Source organism: Paenibacillus sp. UNC496MF, assembly GCF_900113915.1.
GTDB lineage: Bacteria > Bacillota > Bacilli > Paenibacillales > Paenibacillaceae > Paenibacillus_Z > Paenibacillus_Z artemisiicola.
In genome coordinates this window covers 287654-306289 of sequence record NZ_FORE01000010.1, presented here as the reverse complement: position 1 = coordinate 306289, position 18636 = coordinate 287654, and the positions used below count along the sequence as shown (strand labels likewise).

Here is an 18636-nt window from a genome sequence, read left to right as displayed (position 1 = left end):
CGCCGCGCGCACGGCTTACGTTTAAAGATTGCATGAACCCGTCCCGCGCGGCAAAAAACCCTCCGCCCCGATGCCTGCCGGGTGTGGGAGGGTTTTATCGGAGGCCCGCCGGACCTGGCCCGGCAACGGCCGGACCTTGCCGCGGGCCGCCCGCGCCGGGGCTAGCCCTGCACGAACAAGTCGCTCATGATCGCGAAATGCCCGTTGATCCAGTCCAGCGCCGGACCCGGCACGATGCCGAGCGCGACCGTCGCGGCCGCACACAGCCAGATGACGATGCCGCTCGGCACCGGCACCCGGACGAGCGCTTCGCTCGTCGATCGCATGAACATTTGGCGGATCAGCCCGAAGTAGAAGTAATACGAGATGACGCTGCTCGCGACCATTACGGCGGCGATCCAATAGTCTTTGGATTGGGCGGCGCCAAGGAGGATGAACAGCTTCCCGAAGAACCCGCCCGTGACCGGCAGGCCGGCGAGGGAGAGCAGGAAGACCGTCATCGCCGCGGCCGTCCAGGGCGCGCGGTAGTACAAGCCCGCGAAGCCGCCGATCTCGTCGTGGCCGGCCGACTTGGCGATGACGCCGATGACGGCCAGCGCGCCGATCGTCATCAGGAGGTACGCCGCCAGGTAGAAGACGAACTCGCCGAAGCCGGACGCGTGCATGCCTTTGATGGCGAGCCCGATCGGGACGAGCAGGTAGCCGGCGTTGGCCACGCCCGACAGCGCGATGAGGCGCTTGACGTTGTACTGCCGCAGCGCCATCGCGGAGCCGACGAGCATCGCGGCGGCCGCCAGCACGAGCAGCGCGAGGAAGACGTCGTTCGTGAGCGGCTTCCCCGGCGAGGACGCGAAGAACGCGAGATTATAGATGATCCGGAAGAGGACGGCGAACGCGGCTCCCTTCGAGACGACCGCCAAGAAGGCGGCGACCGGCGTCGGCGCGCCCTGATAGACGTCCGCCGCCCAGTAGTGGAACGGCGCCGCCGCGATCTTGATGCCGAACCCGACGATGAGGAAGAAGAACGCCACGTACAGAATGGCGGGATAATCGATCGCGCGGTCCTTCAAGCCTTGGGCGATCGCGCCCAGGTTCGTCGCGCCCGTGATGCCGTACAGGTACGACATCCCGAACAGGATGACCGCCGAGGAGATGCCCCCCTGCACCACGTACTTGAACGCGGCTTCGACCGACTGCGCGACATGCTTGCGGATGCCGACGAGCACGTACGTCGTGATGCTAAGCAGCTCGAGCCCGATGTACAGCGTAATCATATCCCCCGAGGACGCCATGATCATGGCGCCGCAGACGGCGGGCAGCAACAAGTAATAGAATTCTCCGCGGTCCCGAATGTCCGCGCGCTTGACCGTGCCGAGACTCATCAGCACGATGAACGCCGTCGCGACCAGGAACACGATCTTGAGCAGGCTCGAGAAATAATCGATGCGGTAGCTGTCCGCCATGAGGCGGACGACGCCGCTGCCGGCCGGTTTGTCCGTCAGCTCGGCGAGCCGCCAAACGACGAAACCGAGCGAGGTCAGCAGGCCGGCGAGGGTGATCCACCCCGTCGCCGCGCGCCGCGGCAGGAACAAGTCGAACACCGCCAGCCCGACCGCGAAGACGATGAGTATCCATTCCGGGGCCAGATAGGCCGCATCGCTCCAGGAGAGCGACTGCAGTTGTTGTGTCGCGTCCATCGTCCTACCTCCCCGCCTTATCGGATAGCTGCTGCAGCAGCGAGTCGAAGCCGTGCTTCATCGGTTCCGTCAGGACGGCCGGGTAGACCCCGATCAGGACGATGAACGCGACCAGCGCGATCATCGGCACCGCCTCGACGAGCCGCACGTCCCGCACGGCGGTCAGCCGCTCCGGAAGCGCGCCGAACGTGATGCCGAGCACGCTGCGCAGCACGTACACCGCCGTTAGGATCACGCCCAGCACGGCCAGGCCCGCGAGCACCCGCTGCGAGTCGAACGCGCCGAGCAGCGAGAGGAACTCGCCGACGAAGCCGGACAAGCCCGGCAACCCGAGCGAGGCCATGCCCGCCGTCAGCAGCACGCCGCTCAGGAACGGCATGCTGCGTGCCAGGCCGCCGAGGTCCTTCAGCTCCGTCGAGCCGGCGCGTTCGTGGATGCTGCCCACGAGCAGGAACAGCAGCGCGGAGATCAAGCCGTGCGAGACGAGCTGGACGACTGCGCCGTGCAGGCCGATCTCGTTCAGCGACGCGATGCCGAGCAGCACGATGCCCATATGGCTGATCGACGAATAGGCGAGCACGAGCTTGAATTCCTTCTGCACGAGCGCGAGCACCGCGCCGTACAGGATGTTGACGACCCCGAGAATCGCGAGCACCGTCGCCCAGTCCTTCGTCTGGACCGGGAACAGGAAGACGCCGAACCGGAGCAGGCCGTACGCCCCCATCTTGAGCAGGACCCCGGAGTGGATCATGACCACGGAAGGCGGCGCTTCCGCGTGGACCTTCAGCATCCACGTATGGAACGGGAATACCGGCAGCTTGATGCCGAACGCGATCAGGAGCAGCAGGAAGATCACCCAGCGCATCCGTTCGGACAAGTACAGCGGATTATCCGTGCCCTGCGCCTGCTCCGGCGACACATTGACGTAGGCGTCCGGACTCGCCATATTCGCGCCGATGACCTCGTAGCTGCCGCTGTAGGACAAGTGGGTTTCCTGCTTCTCCGGCAGCTGCTCCGCCCGGAAGCCCGCCGTCGCGACGAGCAGGACGAAGGCCACCAGCATGATCGCGGAGCCGATGCCGTTGTAGATCAGGAATTTATTCGCCGCCCGCTCCCGGTTCATGAAGCCCCAGATGCCGATCAGGAAGAACATCGGAATGAGCGTCATTTCGAAGAAGACGAAGAACAGGAAGACGTCCCGGGCCAGGAAGACCCCGATCATCCCGATCTCCAATACCAGGAACCAGCAATAGAACGCTTTCCACCGCTTCTTCACGTGCACGGACGCGAGCGCCGCCATGAACCCGACGATCGTCGTCAGCAGCAGCAGCGGCATGGAGAGTCCGTCCACGCCCAGATGGTATTGAAATTGCATCGTGTACGAGCTGACGTCGCCGACCGCTTCCTTGTTGAGCGAAGCCGAAATCCAGGTGGCCGTCTCCTCGAAGGCTTTGCCGCCCTGTACGCCGTCGTAGCCGGCGTACAGCCAGAACGAGAGCACCAGCGGGAGCGCCGTCGCCGCAATGGCGACGATCTTGATCCACCGGCTGTTCTGCTTCGGCAGGAACAGCAGCGCGAGGAGGCCGAGCAGCGGCGAGAACGTAATAAGCGTCAAAATCGGAAGATCCGCGAGCATTACCAGAACCTCCTTAACGCGATGGCCGCGATGAGGATGATGAGTCCGAATACGGTGACGAGCCCGTAGGTCTGAAGCTGGCCGTTCTGCAGCCGCGTGCCGCCGCGGCCGACCAGGAAGGCCGCGCCGCCGAACGCCCGCACGAGGCCGTCGACCACGAATTCGTCAATGACGCTCAGCAGCCCGCCGAACGCCCGGAGCGGACGGACGATCGCCGCCTCGTAGAACTCGTCGACATAATATTTGCGCTCGAGCAGCCGGGTGAGCCAAGGCGCCCGCGCCGAGACGAAATCCCGCGCGATCATGCCCTTGACGAACACGAGCCAGCCCACGTACAGGCCGAGCAGGCCGATGGCCGCGGAGATGACCATCACGAGGCCGCCGCCGCCGTTCTCCCGCTCCGCGCCGTCCGTCAGCCAGGCGCCGAGCGTGTCGTTCCACGGCGTCTGCACGAAGCCCGCGACGACCGCGAGCACGGCCAGCACGACGAGCGGCACCGTCATCGACGACGGCGATTCGTGCGCGCCCCGCTCGCCCTTGGGCTTGCCCATGAAGACGAGGAAGAACAGCCGCGACATGTAGAACGCGGTGAAGAACGCCGCGACGATGCCGATCACGAACAGCCCCGGCTTTTCGTGGTACGCGATGTTCAGGATCATATCCTTGGACCAGAAGCCCGAGAACGGCGGAATGCCGGAGAGCGCCAGCGTGCCGATGCCGAACGTCCAGGCGGTGATTTTCATCTTGGACCCGAGTCCGCCCATCTCCTGAATGTTCTGCGTATGTACGGCGTGGATGACGCTGCCCGCGCCAAGGAAGAGCAGCGCTTTGAAGAACGCGTGCGTGAACAGGTGGAAGATCCCGCCGGTCATCGAGTTGAGGCCCAGCGCCATCATCATGTAGCCGAGCTGGCTGACCGTGGAGTACGCGAGCACGCGCTTGATGTCGTTCTGCGCCACGCCGATGGTGGCCGCGAACAACGCGGTGAACCCGCCGATGTACGCCACGATGTCCATCGCCGTCTGCGACGCCTGGAAAATATCGAACGTCCGCGCCACCAGATAGACGCCCGCGGCGACCATCGTCGCGGCATGGATGAGCGCGCTGATCGGCGTCGGGCCTTCCATGGCGTCCGGAAGCCAGACATGCAGCGGGAATTGGCCGGACTTGCCGACCGCGCCGACGAAGATCAGCACGGCGATCCACGTCGTGACGCTTGCCGCGATGACGCCGGAGCCGTTCTCGAACGCGTTGCCGATCCGCACGAAATCGAGCGCGTGGTCCGGCATGTACCAATAGAGCAGCAGGATGCCGAGCAAGAGGCCCGCATCCCCGATCCGCGTCACGATGAACGCTTTCTTCGCGGCCGCCTTCGCCGCCGGCTTATTGAACCAGAACCCGACGAGCAGGAACGAGCAGACGCCGACGAGCTCCCAGAAAATGTACAGCGTCAGCATATTGTCCGCCAGCACGAGACCGAGCATGGAGAACGTGAACAGCGCGACGTAGCCGTAGAAGACGGATATACGCTCGTCGCCCTTCATGTAGCCGGCCGAATAGACGTTGACGAGGAAGCTGACCGCCGTCACGACGACGAGCATCAGCGCCGACAGATTCGTCACCTCGTAGCCGGCTTTCAGCGTCACGCCGCCCATGTCGATCCAGTCGAAGGCGTATTGGTAGTAGCTCGCGCCGTCCCGCATATGCTCGGCCAGCACCAGCAGCGCGACGACGAGCCCCGCCAAGGAGCTGATCGAGCCGATCGTCGCGCCGATCATGCGCGAGGAGCGCCCGAACGCCAGCAGCAGCAGGAACGCGACGAGCGGGAAGAGCGGGATGATCCAGGCCAACTGCGAAAAGGTCGTGTCCATGCGCTTACCTCCTCATCTCGTCGTAATCGTCCACGTTGACGGTGCCGCGCGCCCGGTACAGCGCGATCAGAACGGCGATGCCGACGGCCGCCTCCGCCGCCGCGACGGCGATGCTGAAGAGCGTGAACATTTGGCCCGTCAGCGAAGGCACGACGCCGTACTTGGAGAACGCGACCAGATTCAGATTGACCGCGTTCAGCATGAGCTCGATGGATAACAGGACGACGACGGCGTTCCGCTTCGTCAAGGCGCCGTACAGCCCGAGACAGAACAGAATCGCCGCCATCGTCAAATAGGAAGACAACATGTCAGTCCGCCTCCTTCTTGGCAAGGACGATCGCGCCGATGAACGCCACCGTCAGCAGCACGGAGACCAGCTCGAAGGGCACGACGTAGCCGGTAAACAGCGCCTGGCCGATCGCCATCGTGTTGTCCGCCGCCTGGCCGGCGGCCGGCGCCGGCTCGGGAAAGTCCGACTGGCGGATCGCGTAGAACAGAATGCCGAACAGCGCGAGCGCGCCGATCGCCGTCAACGTCTCGTGCGCCGTCCGCGGGCGCTCCTCGCCGGATTCCTGATGCTTCGTCATCATGATGCCGAAGATCATCAGGATCGAAACGGCGCCGGCGTAGATGAGCACCTGCACGAAGGCCAGAAATTCGGCGTCCAGCAGGATGAACATGCTCGCGATGCCGATGAACACGGCGGCCAGCGACACCACCATGTGCACGACCTTCGCGAAGCTGACCATGAGCACCGCGCCGCTGATGATCAGGACGGAGAAAACGAAAAAGGCGACAAATTCGCCGCTGAAGTTAAACTGGAACATGCGCTATTTCGCTCCTCCCTTGGCCGCGGCGGGAGCCCCGATGTTGTTGTTGTCCTGGCGCACGTGCGTATTGTTGTCGTCCAGCCAGCGCATGTCTTTGAACAGCTCGTCGCGGCTGTAGGCGGCCAGCTCGAAATTGCCCGTCATGACGATCGCTTCCGTCGGGCATACCTCCGTGCACAGGTCGCACAGGATGCAAATCTCGAAATTGATGTCGTACGTGTCGATGACCTTCCCCTTCTTCTCGGGGTCCGGATTCGCTTTGCCCGTGAGCGTGATGCATTCCGTCGGGCAGACGCGCACGCATTGGTTGCAGACGATGCATTTGTCCGGCTCGAAATGCTGAATGCCGCGGAACCGGTCCGGCATGACGATGGGCACGTCGGGATAGGAGGTCGTCACTTTTTTGCTGGTCATGGAGCGCATCGTAACGCCAAGCCCTTTCAACAGACCTTTCATACCTTCTCCCTCCTCCAGGTTTTGTGCGGAGCCGTTGTCGGGGATCCCGGCAAGTAAAATCAAACTGCTTCGGAAGCAATCCTGCTTCGGACGCTAGCGCGAACGTGTAGTGGAAGACGCGCGGTCACTTCACGAACAGCTCCATGTAAACCGCGGTCAGAAACACGTTCAGAATCGCTACCGGCAGCAGTACCTTCCATCCGAGCCCCATGAGCTGGTCGATCCGGATCCGCGGCAGGGTCGCCCGAATCCAGAACAGGAAGAAGACGATCGCCGCGAATTTCAGCAGGAACCAGATGATCCCCGGCACCCAGTCGAGGAACGGAAACGGCGCGTGCCAGCCGCCCAGGAAGAGCACCGTGGTGAGGGCCGCGATCGCGTAAACGTAGACATACTCCGTCAGCATGAAGAACGCGAAGCGGAAGCCGCTGTATTCGACGTGGTAGCCGGCCACGAGCTCCGATTCCGCCTCCGGCAGGTCGAACGGCGTCCGGTTCAGCTCCGACACCGCCGCGATGATGAAGACGACGAAGCCGATGATCTGCGGGAGGAAGTTCCACTGCCAGAACCAGTCGCCCTGCTGCTCCGCGATGGAGCGCAGGTTCAGCGTGCCCGACAGCATGACGACGCCGACGACGGAGATGACGAGCGGCACCTCGTAGCTGATCATCTGCGCGGCGGAGCGCATGCCCCCGAGCAGCGCGTACTTGTTGTTGGACGACCAGCCGCCGAGGATGATCGCGATCGTCGAGATGCCCGATAGCGCCACGTAATAGAGCAGGCCGACGTTGATATCGGCGAAATACAGCTTCTGCGTGTACGGAATGACCGCGAGCACCGCGAATGCCGGCACGTACGCCAGCGCGGGCGCGAGGATGAACAAGGCCCGGTCGGCCTTGCGCGGAATCGTGTCTTCCTTAATAAGAAGCTTGAATATATCGGCGACCGTCTGCAGCAGCCCCCACGGGCCGACCCGGTTCGGGCCGATCCGGAACTGCATCCAGCCGATGACCTTCCGTTCGAAGAAAATCGCGTACGTCACGAAGCCGAGCACGACGAGGAGCAGAATGACGCCCCACAGGAAGAACAGGAGCGCGTGTCCCCAGGTCAGCGTTTCGTCCAGCCAAGCGCCCATCAGCAGTCGACCTCCCCGACGACAATATCGATGCCGCCCAAAATCGTAATGAGGTTCGTCATCGTCTCGCCGACGAGCAGCTTCGGCAGGATTTGCAGATTGACGAACGACGGGCGCCGGAACTTCAGCCGGTACGGCTCCGCCTTGCCCTTGGAGACGATATGGCAGCCGATCTCGCCGCGCGGCGATTCGATGCCGACGTAGAGCTCGCCGGCCGGCGGCCGGATGACGCGGGGCACCTTGCCCATGACGTCGCCCGGGCCGGGGAACTGCGCCACCGCCTGCTTCAGGATGCGCAGCGACTGGCGGATCTCCTCGAGCCGGATGTTGTACCGGTCGAAGCAGTCGCCGTTACGGCCGAGCGGCACGTCGAATTCGAAGCGCTCGTACAGGCTGTACGGCTTGTTTTTGCGCAAGTCCCAATCGACGCCCGTAGAACGCAGGTTCGCGCCCGACAGGCCGAAGCCGATCGCGGTGTCCGCGTCGTAGCGCCCGACGCCCTTGATCCGGGCGAGGAAAATCTCGTTGCCGCTGACGAGCCGGTCGTATTCGTCCAGCTTGCCTTCCATATAGGGGATGAAGTCGCGCACCTGCTCGATCCAGCCCGGCGGAGCGTCCCACTTCACGCCGCCGACGCGCATGTAATTGTACGTCAGCCGCGCGCCGCACAGCTCGTTGAACAGGTTGATGATGATCTCGCGGTCGCGAAAGGCAAAAAGAAACGGGCTCATCGCCCCGATGTCGAGCAGGTACGTGCCCCACCAGACGAGATGGCTGGCGACGCGCTGCAGCTCCATGACGATCAGCCGCATGAACTCCGCGCGCTCCGGCACCTCGAGGCCCATCATTTTCTCGACGGCGTGGCAGAGCACGTAGTTCGTCGTCATCGCGGACACGTAGTCCATCCGGTCGGTATACGGGATGATTTGGGTATAATTCAATTCTTCCGCGAGCTTCTCCGTCCCCCGGTGCAGATACCCCATGACCGGCGTCGCTTCCGTAATCACTTCGCCGTCGAGCTTGACGATGATCCGGAACACGCCGTGCGTGCTGGGATGCTGGGGACCGACGTTAAGCAGCAGTTCTTCGGTACGAATCACGGCTCGTCACACCTCCGGGTCCAACGGTTCGTAATCTTTGCGCAGCGGGTGGCCCACCCAATTGTCCGGCATCATGATGCGCCGCAGATCCGGATGGCCGGGGAAATCGATGCCGAGCAGGTCGTAAATCTCGCGCTCGTTCCAGTTGGCCGTCGCCCAAACGGGGACGACCGACGGTACCGAGGGCGCTTCGCGGTCCGTCTTGACTTTAAGGGCGATTTCCTGACCGGACTGGAGGGAAACCAGGTGGTACGCCACTTCGAGATGCGTCTCGTAATCGACCCCGGAGACGTTGCGGAGATAATCCATGCGGAGCGACGGATGCGACTTCGCCAGGGCCGCGGTCGCCCGCAGCCGGTCGCCGCGCACGATCAGGGTCGGCCGGTGGCCGTCCAGCTCGTTGATATAGGCTTCGTCGATCGCGTCCTCCGCGACCTGCGCGCGGACGAGCTCCGACGCCAGGTCGAGCAGCGGCTGCATCGGCGACGGCGGCTTCGGCTCCGCGGGCGCCGCCGCTTCGCCTTCGGCCGCGGCCTTTGCCGCCGCGCGGGCCGCGCGCGCTTCCGCGGCGGCTTTCAGCTTCGCTTCCTTCTCGGGATCGGCCGCGGGCGCGTCTCCCGCCGGGGCGCCGCCCTCGGCCGCGGCCTTCGCCGCCGCGCGGGCCGCGCGCGCTTCCGCCGCGGCCTTCAGCTTCGCCTCGCGCTCGGGATCGGCCGCGGCCGCCGGGGCCGCGTCGCCGCTCGGCGCGGCTGCGGGCGCATCGCCCGCCGGGGCGCCGCCCTCGGCCGCGGCCTTCGCCGCCGCGCGGGCCGCGCGCGCTTCCGCCGCGGCCTTCAGCTTCGCCTCGCGCCCAGGATCGGCCGCGGGCGCCGGGGCCGCTTCGCCGCTCGCCGGCTCCGCCGGGGGCGCTGCCGCCGCGTCGGCCGGCGTCGCCGCGCCTTCGGCTTCCGGCGCGGGCGCCGGCTCCTGCGCCGGCGCGAGCTCCGCCTCGGGCTGACGCGCCGGAGCCGCGGCGTCCGCGTCCGGGCCTCCGGTCGCGGACGCTTCCGGCTCGGGCGCCTGCCCGGGCGCTTTCTCCTTCTCGTCGCTCATCGGCTGGTCACCCGCTTCCCGGTCTTCGCTTCGTATCGGATTTTCTCCTGCAGCTTATTGATGCCGTAGATGAGCGCCGCCGGATTCGGCGGACAGCCCGGTATGTAAACGTCGACGGGGACGATCTGGTCCACGCCCTTCATGACGGCGTACGATTTCACGTACGGTCCGCCCGCCGTCGCGCACGAGCCCATCGCGATGACCCACTTCGGCTCCGGCATTTGGTCGTACAGGCGGCGCAGCAGCGGGCCCATTTTCTTGGTGACGGTGCCCGCGACGATCATGACGTCGGATTGGCGGGGCGACGTGCGGAACATGACGCCGAACCGGTCGAGATCGTAGTGCGACGCGCCGGTGCCCATCATCTCGATCGCGCAGCAGGCGAGCCCGAATGTCAGCGGCCACAGCGAATTGCTGCGCGCCCAAGCCTTCAGCTGCTCCAGCGTGCCCATGAATACGTTGCGTTCCAGCTCTTGCCGCTCTTCGGGGGTAATCGACTCTAGATTGAATTCCATTTCAGCACCTTCTTCTTCCAGGCGTAGAGTAGTCCAATCAATAATAGTCCCGTAAAGATCGCCATCTCGACAAGCACAAATAAGCCGAGCTGCTTATACGCCACGGCCCACGGATATAGGAAAACGGTTTCGACATCGAAGACGACAAACATGAGCGCGAACAGATAGTAGCGCACGTTGAACCGGACTTGTCCCTCCCCTACGGGCTCGTTCCCGCTCTCGTAAGTGGTTTTCTTCTCCTCCGTCGGCTTGTTTGGCCGAAGCAGCCGTCCCGCGGTCAAGGCGACCACCGGAAGCAAAATCCCGAGAAGAACGAAGATCGCTACAATAACGTAACTGTTGATGTACTTCTCCACATCTTTCGCCTCCATGGTTAGGATCGATAGAGCGTCATGCCGTGCAGCGAACTTGGACAAAATTCCCTCACAATTATAACAAAACCTGCCACTTGCGTCTATGCAAGAAGTTGGTGGCGCTTTCTTGGCCCGATCATCAGTTATGCCCAACTTCCCGCGACTTCAATACCGCCCTCCGTCTGCTATCTATATGCTTGTTCGCGCCCGATAAGCCGCTTCGAAATGTGACAACTTTTCCAACTTTCCCCCGAATAACGAAAACGCGGCAAAAAAAGGCCGCCCCCGGCCTTGCGGGCCTAAGGGACGACCTGTTCGATATCGGGATGAGGTGCTCCGGCAGAAGCCGGAACGCGGCGGCTAGACCGCGGTCGGCTTGCCTTTGCGGGCGGGCTTTTCGCCCATGCCGCCGGCCCCCGCGGATTCGGGCTCCTGCGGGAGCGGCGCCGCCGCGGCAGCCGCAGAAGCCGTCCCGGCGGCTTCCGCTTGCTGCGCCGGCGCCTCCGCCAGGGACGCCTTCTTCCGCTGCCGCGCGATCATGACGAAGACGAAGACGTAGTACAGCCAGTACAGCGCGAACTCCTCCAGCGACGGGTCCTCGGAATAGCCCAGGAACGCCCGGAAGAACACGCCGAGCTCGCCGTGAAAGACCGGATGCTCCCCCGTGTCGCGGATGTAGTTCGTTTCGTCGACCGGATGCTCCGGCAGCAGCCAGGTGAGGTCGTACATCGCCGCGGTTTGGCCGCCCGGCGTCTTGTAGACGCTGCCGACGACGCCCGCGTCCTGGAGCCCGCCGACCGCCTGCACGAACAGGCCGGCCGCGATCATGACGAGGAAGACGCTCGTCGCTTTGAAGAAGGTGCCGATCGGAATCCGTTTGCTGCCCTTGAACACGGCGACGCCGAGCGCCGCCGCGGCCAGCAGCCCCGCGAGCGCGCCCCAGCTTTGCAGCGCCTTCGAGATGTCGCCGCCCGAGATCGCCGCGAAGAAGAAGACGGTCTCCACGCCTTCGCGCAGCGTCACGAGGAAGGAATGCGCGATCATGTTGAGCGCGCCGCCCGTCGTCAGGATGAGCGCCACCCTGCTCTGCAGCTTGGTTCGCATCTCGCGGTTCTGCTTGCTCATGAACAGGATCATGTGCGTCAGCAGGCCCGCCGACACGAACAGGATGCCGATGCGCAAATAATCCTTGCTGGCCATCGTCGCGTAGCCGTCCAGCACGTTCTGGAACAGCAAGGCGACGCCGAGGCTGGCGAGCACGGCGAGCGTGACGCCGACCCAGACGTATTTGACCCACTTGGACTGTCCGATCCGGTTCAAATACGACACGATGATGCCCACGATCAAGATCGCTTCGAAGGCCTCGCGAAACGTGATGAGAAACGCCTGCACGTTCATGGTGAATGCTCACTCCTAACCTGATTCGCGCTCGGGCCGCCGCTTGCGGTCCCCTTCCGTCCGTCTACAGCCAGCCCTTGCGGCGCGCCGCCCATACGGCGCCGCCGCCCACGACGACGATGCCGGCGATGACGCCGACGGTTACCGAGGGATTCGTCTTCGACTCCCGGGCCATGGCGGCGTGCTGCTTCGTGCCGTCGATCGCGTCCGGCTCGGCCGCCTGCGCGGCTTCGTCCGGATTCTTGCCTCCGCCGGCCTCCGGCGCATACGGGAACAGCGGCTTCAGCGCGCCGTAAATCTTGTTGGCACCGGCCTTCAGCGCTTCCGCGTCGGCATCCTTCTGGCCGACCCCGAACAGGCCGGGATTGCCGATGGCGTCCAGCGCGGCGTCGAAATCGGCGTTCAAGCCGTTTAACGCTTCCGGCGACAGCTTCGCCTCCGCGTACGGCGCGAGCGCCTCGTAGGTCGCCCGGGCTTTCGCCAGCAGCAGCTTCGTCTGCGTGTAGTCGGCGATGCTCTGCAGCGCGTTATCGAAACGGCGATCCAAATTCATGATCAGGATCGCTTTGTAATTCGCAATGGTCAGGTCCGCGTCGCGGGCCTTCAGGTTCGCGTCCAAGGTCGCCGCCACTTCTTCGCCGAAGTGGGAGACGATCTCTTCGCGCCGTTCCTTGTGCGCGGCCTCGGCCGTTTTCCAATCCGCCGGCGACTTGCCGAGCGAGGAGACGACCAGCTTGAACGTCTCGGCCACGTCCTCTTTGTTGGCGTCGCCGTACGAATACGCCCACGCGCCCGAGGGCGCGAGCGCGAGATATAGCGCGACGAACAGCATCGCGGTCTTCAGCATCGTGCGCATGATTGCAGTTCACCTTTTTCCGGTAGCGTGGCGATCGTCGCCGCGCCCAGCCGGCGCCGCGAAGTCATATGCTCGTTAACAACGATAATCATTTTCATTTAGCGTGTCAATAGGTTCCTGAACCGCTTTCGGGCAGCCGCTCCTTGGTGCAGGCCTCCGGGCGGGCAGGCCGTTGGCGGCTCACCGCCCGCCTATCCATTCGTACAGCGTGATGTCGTGGTACACGGGCTCGAACAGCGGGTCGCCGCGATACTCGGCGATCGGCTTCACCTTGTCCGCCAGCGAGCCGACCTGCGCCTCGAAGCCGTGCAGCACGTGGTCGGTCAGCAGCACGGTCGCGCCGGGATCGGCCTGCACGTCCGCCATGAAATAGGCGAACGTCTCGATGCGGCGGTTCGCCACCGGCACGCGCAGGTACTGCAGCACGCGCGTCTCCTCCCACGTGTAGACGGCGAACCGCCGGTCCGGCTGGGCCGCCGCCAGCTCGCCCAGCCCCTGCGCGAGCCGGTACACGGCCGGCGGCTCGTCCGCCTGCCGCGCGACGAGCGCGGCGCCCCGCGCGGCTTGGAGCGCGACCACGCCGGCGGCGAGCGCCGCGCCGGCGACGCGCAGCGCTCGGCGGATGCGCTCGCCGCGCGGATGCGCGCCCGCGCCGGGGTCCGCCGGCGCGGACGGCCGCCGCCGGGCGGCGGAGGCTTCGCCGGGCGCCGCCGGCGAAGGGGGCGCGGCGGGCCGCGCCGGCGGCGCTGCCGCGCAGAGCAGCGCAAGCAGCAGCCACGTCACGCCGATGAGGGGCGTGACGTGGCGCGGCTTGTCGATGTTCTGCGCCAGCAGCGCCCAGGCGCCGTAGGCGCCCGCGAGCGCGGCGAGCGCGCCCGGCAGGCCCGGCCGGCGGAGCCACGCTGCCGCCCGGGCCGCAGGCCGCGAGCCCGCGCCGCCCTGGGGCGGGCGGGGCCGCGCCCCCGCGGCGAGCACCGCGGCGAGCAGCAGCGCCGCAGCCGCGGCGAACACGGCATTGGACCGGGCGAACATCCCGGTCCAGAGCACGTTGTCGCCCGCGAAGCGCAGCAGGCGCTCCGCGAGCGGCAGCCGCTCGGCGGCGGAGGCGACGCCGCCGCCCCAGTCGCTGAAGTGGCCGGCCGTGAAGGCGAGCGCCAGCTTCGCGAAGCCGGCCGCGCCGCCCTCGCTCAGCGCGAGCCCGGCCAGCCACAGCAGCTGAAACCCGGCCGCGAGCGCGGCGAACAGCAGAACGCGCGGCCAGCGCCGCTGCCCCGCCCGCCGCCAATCGGCCGCGCTCAGCCCGAGCAGCCAGACGAGGCCCAGGCCGAACGGCGCGAAGGACAGGCGCACGCCCATCAGCACGCCGAACAGGAACAGCGCCGCGGCCGTCCGCCCCCAGGTCCGGCGCTCCATCGCCCGCTGCCAACTCCACAGGTACCACCAGAGCACGGCGATGCCGGTCGCCTCCGACATCGGGCGGACGCTCTGCAGCCAGAGATACGGCGCGGTAAGCGCGAGCAGCGCGGCCAGCAGCGACCAGGCGGGCGACAGCCTGCGTCGCGCCAGCAGCCAGAGCGGGACGACGGACAGCGCGCCCATCAGAATATTAAGCGCATCGTAGGCTTGAACGGGATCGGGCACGAACCGGCGCAGCGCCATGGCGCCCAGCACGAAATACGGATAGCCCGGGAAATGCGGCTGCATCGCCAGCAAATCGAACCGGTCGAGCGCCAGCGCGAAGTCCACCTCGTCCCAGCTCGCGGCGAACGGGCTGCGATGCTGCCAGCTGTAAACCGCCCATGCGAGAACGGACAGAAAAACGGCGGCGGGCGCGGCCCATCGCGAGAACGCCGAAGCTTCGCGCGGGCGGACGCCCGTTCCGGACTCGCTCATCGCCACGACGACGCCGGCTGCTTCCGTACCGACATCATCGCTTCTAGGCAGGCCCGAGATGCTGCTTTCCCCTTCCGCCGTCCGTCCGAGCCGATCCGCCCGCGTCTCCGCCGTCGCTGTCGGCTCATAGCCCGCTTGCTCCGCCATGTCTTCCCTCCGCTCCATGCCGATTCTGATTTTCGCCATAACGCCGTTTGGGCGCGGAGATTGCCCGTCGCCCGTCACCAGGCGCGTATTCCGGCTCGGCGCCAAGCCGCTCCGCCTAGCCTTCTCTCGCTTGGCCCGGCGCGCTAAGCGCTGCCGCTTGCTACCCGTACCGCCGCTCCTTCTCCGCCGGTGCCGCCGAGGCCGCGCGCCGTAACGCCGGCTCTGCAGCCGGCGTCCCCGCAACGGCCTCCGCAGCGTTCTGCCGTGCGCGCTTCGCAATGGGCCGCCGCATTTCCCGCCATATCGCCGGCAGCACGTGACCGAGGTACTTGCGGAATTTGATGAACGATTGCCCGTGAACGCGCACCTGGTACGTAATCGGCACTTCCTCCATGACGAAGCCTTGGCGGACGAGGTTGAGCGTCAGCACCTGCGCGTAGTTGTAGTCGTGAATGATGTCGGCGCACGCCATCGCCTGGCGCGAGAACCCCCGCATGCCCGACTGCCCGTCCCAAATGACCCGCCGCAGCAGGATCGCCTGCAGCAGCGTGAAGCAGACGTTGCCAAGGCGCCGGTGCAGCCGCATGCCGCGGATCGTGCCTTTGAACCGCGAGCCCATCGTATAATCCGCCCGTCCTTCGAGAATCGGGGCGATCACGTTCGGAATCTCCGCCGCCGGATACTCGTTGTCCGCGTCGATCATGAGCCCGACGTCGGCGCCCAGCCGCAGGCAGCCCGCGAGCCCTTCGCGCACCGCCGCGCCCAGCCCGCGATTGGCCGCGAACGACGTCACGTGTTCGGCGCCCGCCCGCCGGGCTTCTTCGACCGTCCGATCCGTCGAGCCGTCGTCGACCACCAGTACCTCGACCGTCCAATCCCGACCCATTTCCCGGGGAATACGCGCGATGACGTGCCCGATATTCCCTTCTTCGTTATGGGCGGGCAGGAAGACGACCAGCTTCTTCATGCGATTCATTGTTGTCATGCAGCTCTGCTTCATGCCGTTCCTCTCTTCTTCGCATCGGCGGTCTCGAACGCGTCCGTCAAAATCGGTCCGCGGCTGTGGCTCGGCAGCGGCGCGCCGAGCAGATAGCTGAGCGTCGGGGCGACGGAGACGAGCGACTGCTTTGCGTCGACCTTGACGCCCCGCCTGACGTTCGGCCCGTACAGGAAGAACGGCACGTACCGCTCGCCTTCGTCCAAATGTCCGTGCCCGCCGATTCCGTCGGCCTGTCCGTGATCCGCGCATACGATGAACGTCGCGCCGTCGGCATCCCCGCGCGCCGCCAGCCATTCGGCGAACTCGGCGATAAGGGCGTCCGCTTCTTCGATCTTTTGCCGGTATTCCGGATACAAGGCGCCCATGCTGTGTCCCGTCTGGTCCGTCGCGATGAATTGCACGACCAGGAGATCGGGATCCTGCTCCGCCATGATGAGCTTCGCCCGTTCCATGATGTTGCGGTCCGCCTTGTCGTTATGCATGACGGCGGTGACGCTCTCTACATCGTCGCCCATGGAATCGATCAAGTGCGCGATGCCGAGCAGCCGGCCGCGCTTGCCGACCTTCCGCAGGCTGTCGAAGATGGATTCCACCTTGATGCCCAGCTTCCAGACCATATTGGACGTGATGCCGTGTTCCCGGGGGTAGGCGCCCGTAAACATCGAGGAGAAGCAGACGACCGTCCGCGCCGGATACACCGTCTCCATCTGCGTGTATTCCGTGCCTTCCGCGCGCCACTTCTTCAATAACGGCGCGTTCGCCTCCTCGAACCGGTCCTTCCGCATGCCGTCGATGACGAGCACGAATACTTTGCCGCCCGCCTGTCGCTGCGGCCTTTCGACCGGCTCCGTGCGTCCGGGAATCTCCTTCGGCTTCCAGTCGAACAGATTGCGGTGCAGCACCCAAGCGTAGATCGCGGCACAGCCGAGGAAGCACGCGTACGCCCGCCAGCCGAAGTCCTGTCCGGCCGCCGCCTTGTCCGCCCACTTGGCGCCCGCCGTATCGATGACGAAGAGGAGCAGCAGCACCTTCGGCAGCTGTTCCTGGGCGTTGCCGCTCGTCGAATCGCTGTTCTTCAGCACCAGCTTCCAGAAGCGCTTGAAATTCCACCAGGACGTCCCGATCCGCAGATGATAATAGAACGTGCCCCAGAAGTAAATCGTGAAGAACAGGAACAGTCCGATTCCGAGCGCATAGAGACCCAGGTGCAGCGGCGCGTCCCGCCACAGCACCAACGCCGCCACGAGGGGCAGCCACAAGTAATTGCGCAGAAACAGCGGGAAATCGTAGGCGAAATACAGCGCGAACAGCGGCAGCGCCGCCAGCAGCCCAAGCCCGAACCGCGCCCAGAAGCCCGCGTCCCCCCAGCTTCCGAGATGATAAAGCGCGAACACCGCGACCGTGAAAATCGGGGTGAACGGCTTCCCTTCGTTCAATAAATTCCAGCAGCGCGCCGCTACGATCTCGAAACCCGACGCCTTCTTCATTCGTGTCGCCCCTCTCTCCCGCGGAACCGCAGCCAGCCGCGGATTTCCGTCCATGTGACGGCGGTCATGGCCATCGATACTCCCCCCGCGATATACGCAAACGCGAACTTATAGCCGTGCGACAGCAGCGCCGCCGTATACGCCGCGCTGCCCGCGACGCCGAGCACGCCGAGCGATGCCGTGAGCGTCGTCTCGTACGTGCCGATGCCGCCCGGCGTAACGTGGAAGGCTTGTCCCGCGATCGTCATGCCGGTGACCCACACCGCTTCCAGGGGATTGACCGGCAGCCCCAGCGCCTGCGCCACGCCGTAAACGACCGTGCCCTCCAGCAGCCAGCTGGCCAGCGTCAGGAACGCCGCGCCCGCGCCGCGCCTTGACGTCAGCGTCACGCGCAAATGCTCGTAATGCCGCAAAACAAACCCCGCTATGCGCGGCATGCGCGATTCTGGCGCATCCGGCCTCCCGTCCGCGGGTCGGCTCTGTCTCCCGCGAACGACCCGATGCCGCCAACGCTCCAAGCCAAGCCATCCGGCCGCGGCCGCCAGCGCGCCCATGCCCGCCGCGAGCATGAACCACGGCGACGCTTCGAGCCCCAGCGCGATCGCGCCGGCGGCGCCGATGAGCAGCAGCGACGCCAGATCGAGCACGCGCATCGCGGCGACGCCGTGCAGGGCATCGTCCCACCGCGCCGAGGCGCCGCGCACGAGAAGTCCCGTGCGCGCCAAGTCCCCCGCCTTGACGGGAAGGACGTGGTTAATCAATAAGCTTACGAGCAGCGGATGCACGTAATGCTTCAGCGGGTCCATCCGTTCCCGTCCGGCATACAGCCGCCACGCCAGCGCTTTCAGCCAAAACGACGCCGCGTAGCCCGCCGTCATCAGGATAAGCAGGCCCGGCGAGCGAAGCAGCCGCATCGCCGCTTCGCCGAGCAAGTCTCCGCGGAACCAGCGCAGCGTGAACCAAACAAAGAAGGCGGCCAAGATCAGCCCGCCGAGCGCAACCGCGAATTTTCGCATCGTCCATCCTGCCGTTTCGTCGTTCGTCGTCTCACTCCGATAAATGAGAACCGTTATCATTCAGTATAGTAGCCGGTACCGGTGCCGTCAAACCTTTTCCGCGCGCCAAAAAGCCGACTCCAGAACAGATGGGACATCTGCCGGAATCGGCTTC

17 protein-coding genes are annotated in these 18636 nt (G+C 65.4%); all 17 read right to left on the bottom strand.

The annotated features are described in order from the left end of the window. Positions 1–161 precede the first annotated feature (161 nt). Positions 162–1697 carry an NADH-quinone oxidoreductase subunit N gene (locus tag BMZ79_RS19260; RefSeq protein WP_090642565.1) on the bottom strand — a complete coding sequence of 512 codons (1536 nt, stop codon included), beginning with the start codon at positions 1695–1697 and terminating at the stop codon, positions 162–164. A 4-nt stretch (positions 1698–1701) separates the two neighbouring features. Then, positions 1702–3333 (bottom strand): complex I subunit 4 family protein, encoded by a 1632-nt coding sequence (locus tag BMZ79_RS19255; RefSeq protein ID WP_090642563.1) that lies wholly within the window; start codon positions 3331–3333, stop codon positions 1702–1704. Then, positions 3333–5204 carry an NADH-quinone oxidoreductase subunit L gene (nuoL, locus tag BMZ79_RS19250; RefSeq protein WP_090642562.1) on the bottom strand — a complete coding sequence of 624 codons (1872 nt, stop codon included), beginning with the start codon at positions 5202–5204 and terminating at the stop codon, positions 3333–3335. Before nuoL ends, BMZ79_RS19255 begins: the two co-directional genes overlap by 1 nt. Positions 5205–5208: 4 nt before the next feature. Beyond that, positions 5209–5511 (bottom strand): NADH-quinone oxidoreductase subunit NuoK, encoded by a 303-nt coding sequence (gene nuoK / locus BMZ79_RS19245; RefSeq protein WP_090642561.1) that lies wholly within the window; start codon positions 5509–5511, stop codon positions 5209–5211. Between the two features lies 1 nt (position 5512). After that, positions 5513–6031 (bottom strand): NADH-quinone oxidoreductase subunit J, encoded by a 519-nt coding sequence (locus BMZ79_RS19240; RefSeq protein WP_090642559.1) that lies wholly within the window; start codon positions 6029–6031, stop codon positions 5513–5515. Between the two features lie 3 nt (positions 6032–6034). Next, positions 6035–6490, bottom strand: a complete 456-nt coding sequence (gene nuoI, locus BMZ79_RS19235; protein WP_090642558.1) for an NADH-quinone oxidoreductase subunit NuoI — start codon at positions 6488–6490, stop codon at positions 6035–6037. 124 nt (positions 6491–6614) lie between these two features. Next, a complete protein-coding gene (nuoH, locus tag BMZ79_RS19230) occupies positions 6615–7625 on the bottom strand; it encodes an NADH-quinone oxidoreductase subunit NuoH (RefSeq protein WP_090642556.1) in 1011 nt (336 codons plus the stop codon). Further along, positions 7625–8725, bottom strand: a complete 1101-nt coding sequence (locus BMZ79_RS19225; protein WP_090642555.1) for an NADH-quinone oxidoreductase subunit D — start codon at positions 8723–8725, stop codon at positions 7625–7627. Before BMZ79_RS19225 ends, nuoH begins: the two co-directional genes overlap by 1 nt. A gap of 6 nt (positions 8726–8731) precedes the next feature. Then, positions 8732–9817 (bottom strand): NADH-quinone oxidoreductase subunit C, encoded by a 1086-nt coding sequence (locus tag BMZ79_RS19220; RefSeq protein WP_090642554.1) that lies wholly within the window; start codon positions 9815–9817, stop codon positions 8732–8734. After that, positions 9814–10332 (bottom strand): NuoB/complex I 20 kDa subunit family protein, encoded by a 519-nt coding sequence (locus tag BMZ79_RS19215; protein ID WP_090642552.1) that lies wholly within the window; start codon positions 10330–10332, stop codon positions 9814–9816. The genes BMZ79_RS19220 and BMZ79_RS19215 overlap by 4 nt, the downstream gene beginning before the upstream one ends. Beyond that, positions 10317–10703, bottom strand: a complete 387-nt coding sequence (locus BMZ79_RS19210) for an NADH-quinone oxidoreductase subunit A (protein ID WP_090642739.1) — start codon at positions 10701–10703, stop codon at positions 10317–10319. The genes BMZ79_RS19215 and BMZ79_RS19210 overlap by 16 nt, the downstream gene beginning before the upstream one ends. Before the next feature lie 342 nt (positions 10704–11045). Beyond that, entirely contained in the window at positions 11046–12083 is a 1038-nt protein-coding gene (locus tag BMZ79_RS19205) for an FTR1 family iron permease (RefSeq protein ID WP_090642551.1), read from the bottom strand. Between the two features lie 64 nt (positions 12084–12147). Continuing rightward, positions 12148–12939, bottom strand: coding sequence for a hypothetical protein (locus BMZ79_RS19200; RefSeq protein WP_090642549.1), 792 nt, complete (start codon positions 12937–12939; stop codon positions 12148–12150). A gap of 180 nt (positions 12940–13119) precedes the next feature. Next, a complete protein-coding gene (locus BMZ79_RS19195) occupies positions 13120–15018 on the bottom strand; it encodes a glycosyltransferase family 39 protein (protein WP_090642547.1) in 1899 nt (632 codons plus the stop codon). 121 nt (positions 15019–15139) lie between these two features. Beyond that, positions 15140–15946 carry a glycosyltransferase family 2 protein gene (locus BMZ79_RS19190; RefSeq protein WP_090642736.1) on the bottom strand — a complete coding sequence of 269 codons (807 nt, stop codon included), beginning with the start codon at positions 15944–15946 and terminating at the stop codon, positions 15140–15142. 29 nt (positions 15947–15975) lie between these two features. Next, positions 15976–17466, bottom strand: a complete 1491-nt coding sequence (locus tag BMZ79_RS19185) for an alkaline phosphatase family protein (RefSeq protein WP_090642546.1) — start codon at positions 17464–17466, stop codon at positions 15976–15978. After that, the gene (locus BMZ79_RS19180; RefSeq protein ID WP_177222214.1) at positions 17463–18482 is read right to left on the bottom strand and encodes a lysylphosphatidylglycerol synthase transmembrane domain-containing protein; all 1020 of its coding nucleotides are present in this window, start codon (positions 18480–18482) and stop codon (positions 17463–17465) included. Before BMZ79_RS19180 ends, BMZ79_RS19185 begins: the two co-directional genes overlap by 4 nt. Between the last annotated feature and the right edge of the window lie 154 nt (positions 18483–18636).

Excerpts from the sequence above, each read along its gene's own strand:
- BMZ79_RS19260 (WP_090642565.1), bottom strand. The coding sequence starts at position 1,697 with ATGGACGCGACACAACAACTGCAGTCGCTCTCCTGGAGCGATGCGGCC.
- BMZ79_RS19255 (WP_090642563.1), bottom strand. The coding sequence starts at position 3,333 with ATGCTCGCGGATCTTCCGATTTTGACGCTTATTACGTTCTCGCCGCTG.
- nuoL (WP_090642562.1), bottom strand. The coding sequence starts at position 5,204 with ATGGACACGACCTTTTCGCAGTTGGCCTGGATCATCCCGCTCTTCCCG.
- nuoK (WP_090642561.1), bottom strand. The coding sequence starts at position 5,511 with ATGTTGTCTTCCTATTTGACGATGGCGGCGATTCTGTTCTGTCTCGGG.
- BMZ79_RS19240 (WP_090642559.1), bottom strand. The coding sequence starts at position 6,031 with ATGTTCCAGTTTAACTTCAGCGGCGAATTTGTCGCCTTTTTCGTTTTC.
- nuoI (WP_090642558.1), bottom strand. The coding sequence starts at position 6,490 with ATGAAAGGTCTGTTGAAAGGGCTTGGCGTTACGATGCGCTCCATGACC.
- nuoH (WP_090642556.1), bottom strand. The coding sequence starts at position 7,625 with ATGGGCGCTTGGCTGGACGAAACGCTGACCTGGGGACACGCGCTCCTG.
- BMZ79_RS19220 (WP_090642554.1), bottom strand. The coding sequence starts at position 9,817 with ATGAGCGACGAGAAGGAGAAAGCGCCCGGGCAGGCGCCCGAGCCGGAA.
- BMZ79_RS19215 (WP_090642552.1), bottom strand. The coding sequence starts at position 10,332 with ATGGAATTCAATCTAGAGTCGATTACCCCCGAAGAGCGGCAAGAGCTG.
- BMZ79_RS19210 (WP_090642739.1), bottom strand. The coding sequence starts at position 10,703 with ATGGAGGCGAAAGATGTGGAGAAGTACATCAACAGTTACGTTATTGTA.
- BMZ79_RS19205 (WP_090642551.1), bottom strand. The coding sequence starts at position 12,083 with ATGAACGTGCAGGCGTTTCTCATCACGTTTCGCGAGGCCTTCGAAGCG.
- BMZ79_RS19200 (WP_090642549.1), bottom strand. The coding sequence starts at position 12,939 with ATGCGCACGATGCTGAAGACCGCGATGCTGTTCGTCGCGCTATATCTC.
- BMZ79_RS19195 (WP_090642547.1), bottom strand. The coding sequence starts at position 15,018 with ATGGCGAAAATCAGAATCGGCATGGAGCGGAGGGAAGACATGGCGGAG.
- BMZ79_RS19190 (WP_090642736.1), bottom strand. The coding sequence starts at position 15,946 with ATGAAGAAGCTGGTCGTCTTCCTGCCCGCCCATAACGAAGAAGGGAAT.
- BMZ79_RS19185 (WP_090642546.1), bottom strand. The coding sequence starts at position 17,466 with ATGAAGAAGGCGTCGGGTTTCGAGATCGTAGCGGCGCGCTGCTGGAAT.
- BMZ79_RS19180 (WP_177222214.1), bottom strand. The coding sequence starts at position 18,482 with ATGCGAAAATTCGCGGTTGCGCTCGGCGGGCTGATCTTGGCCGCCTTC.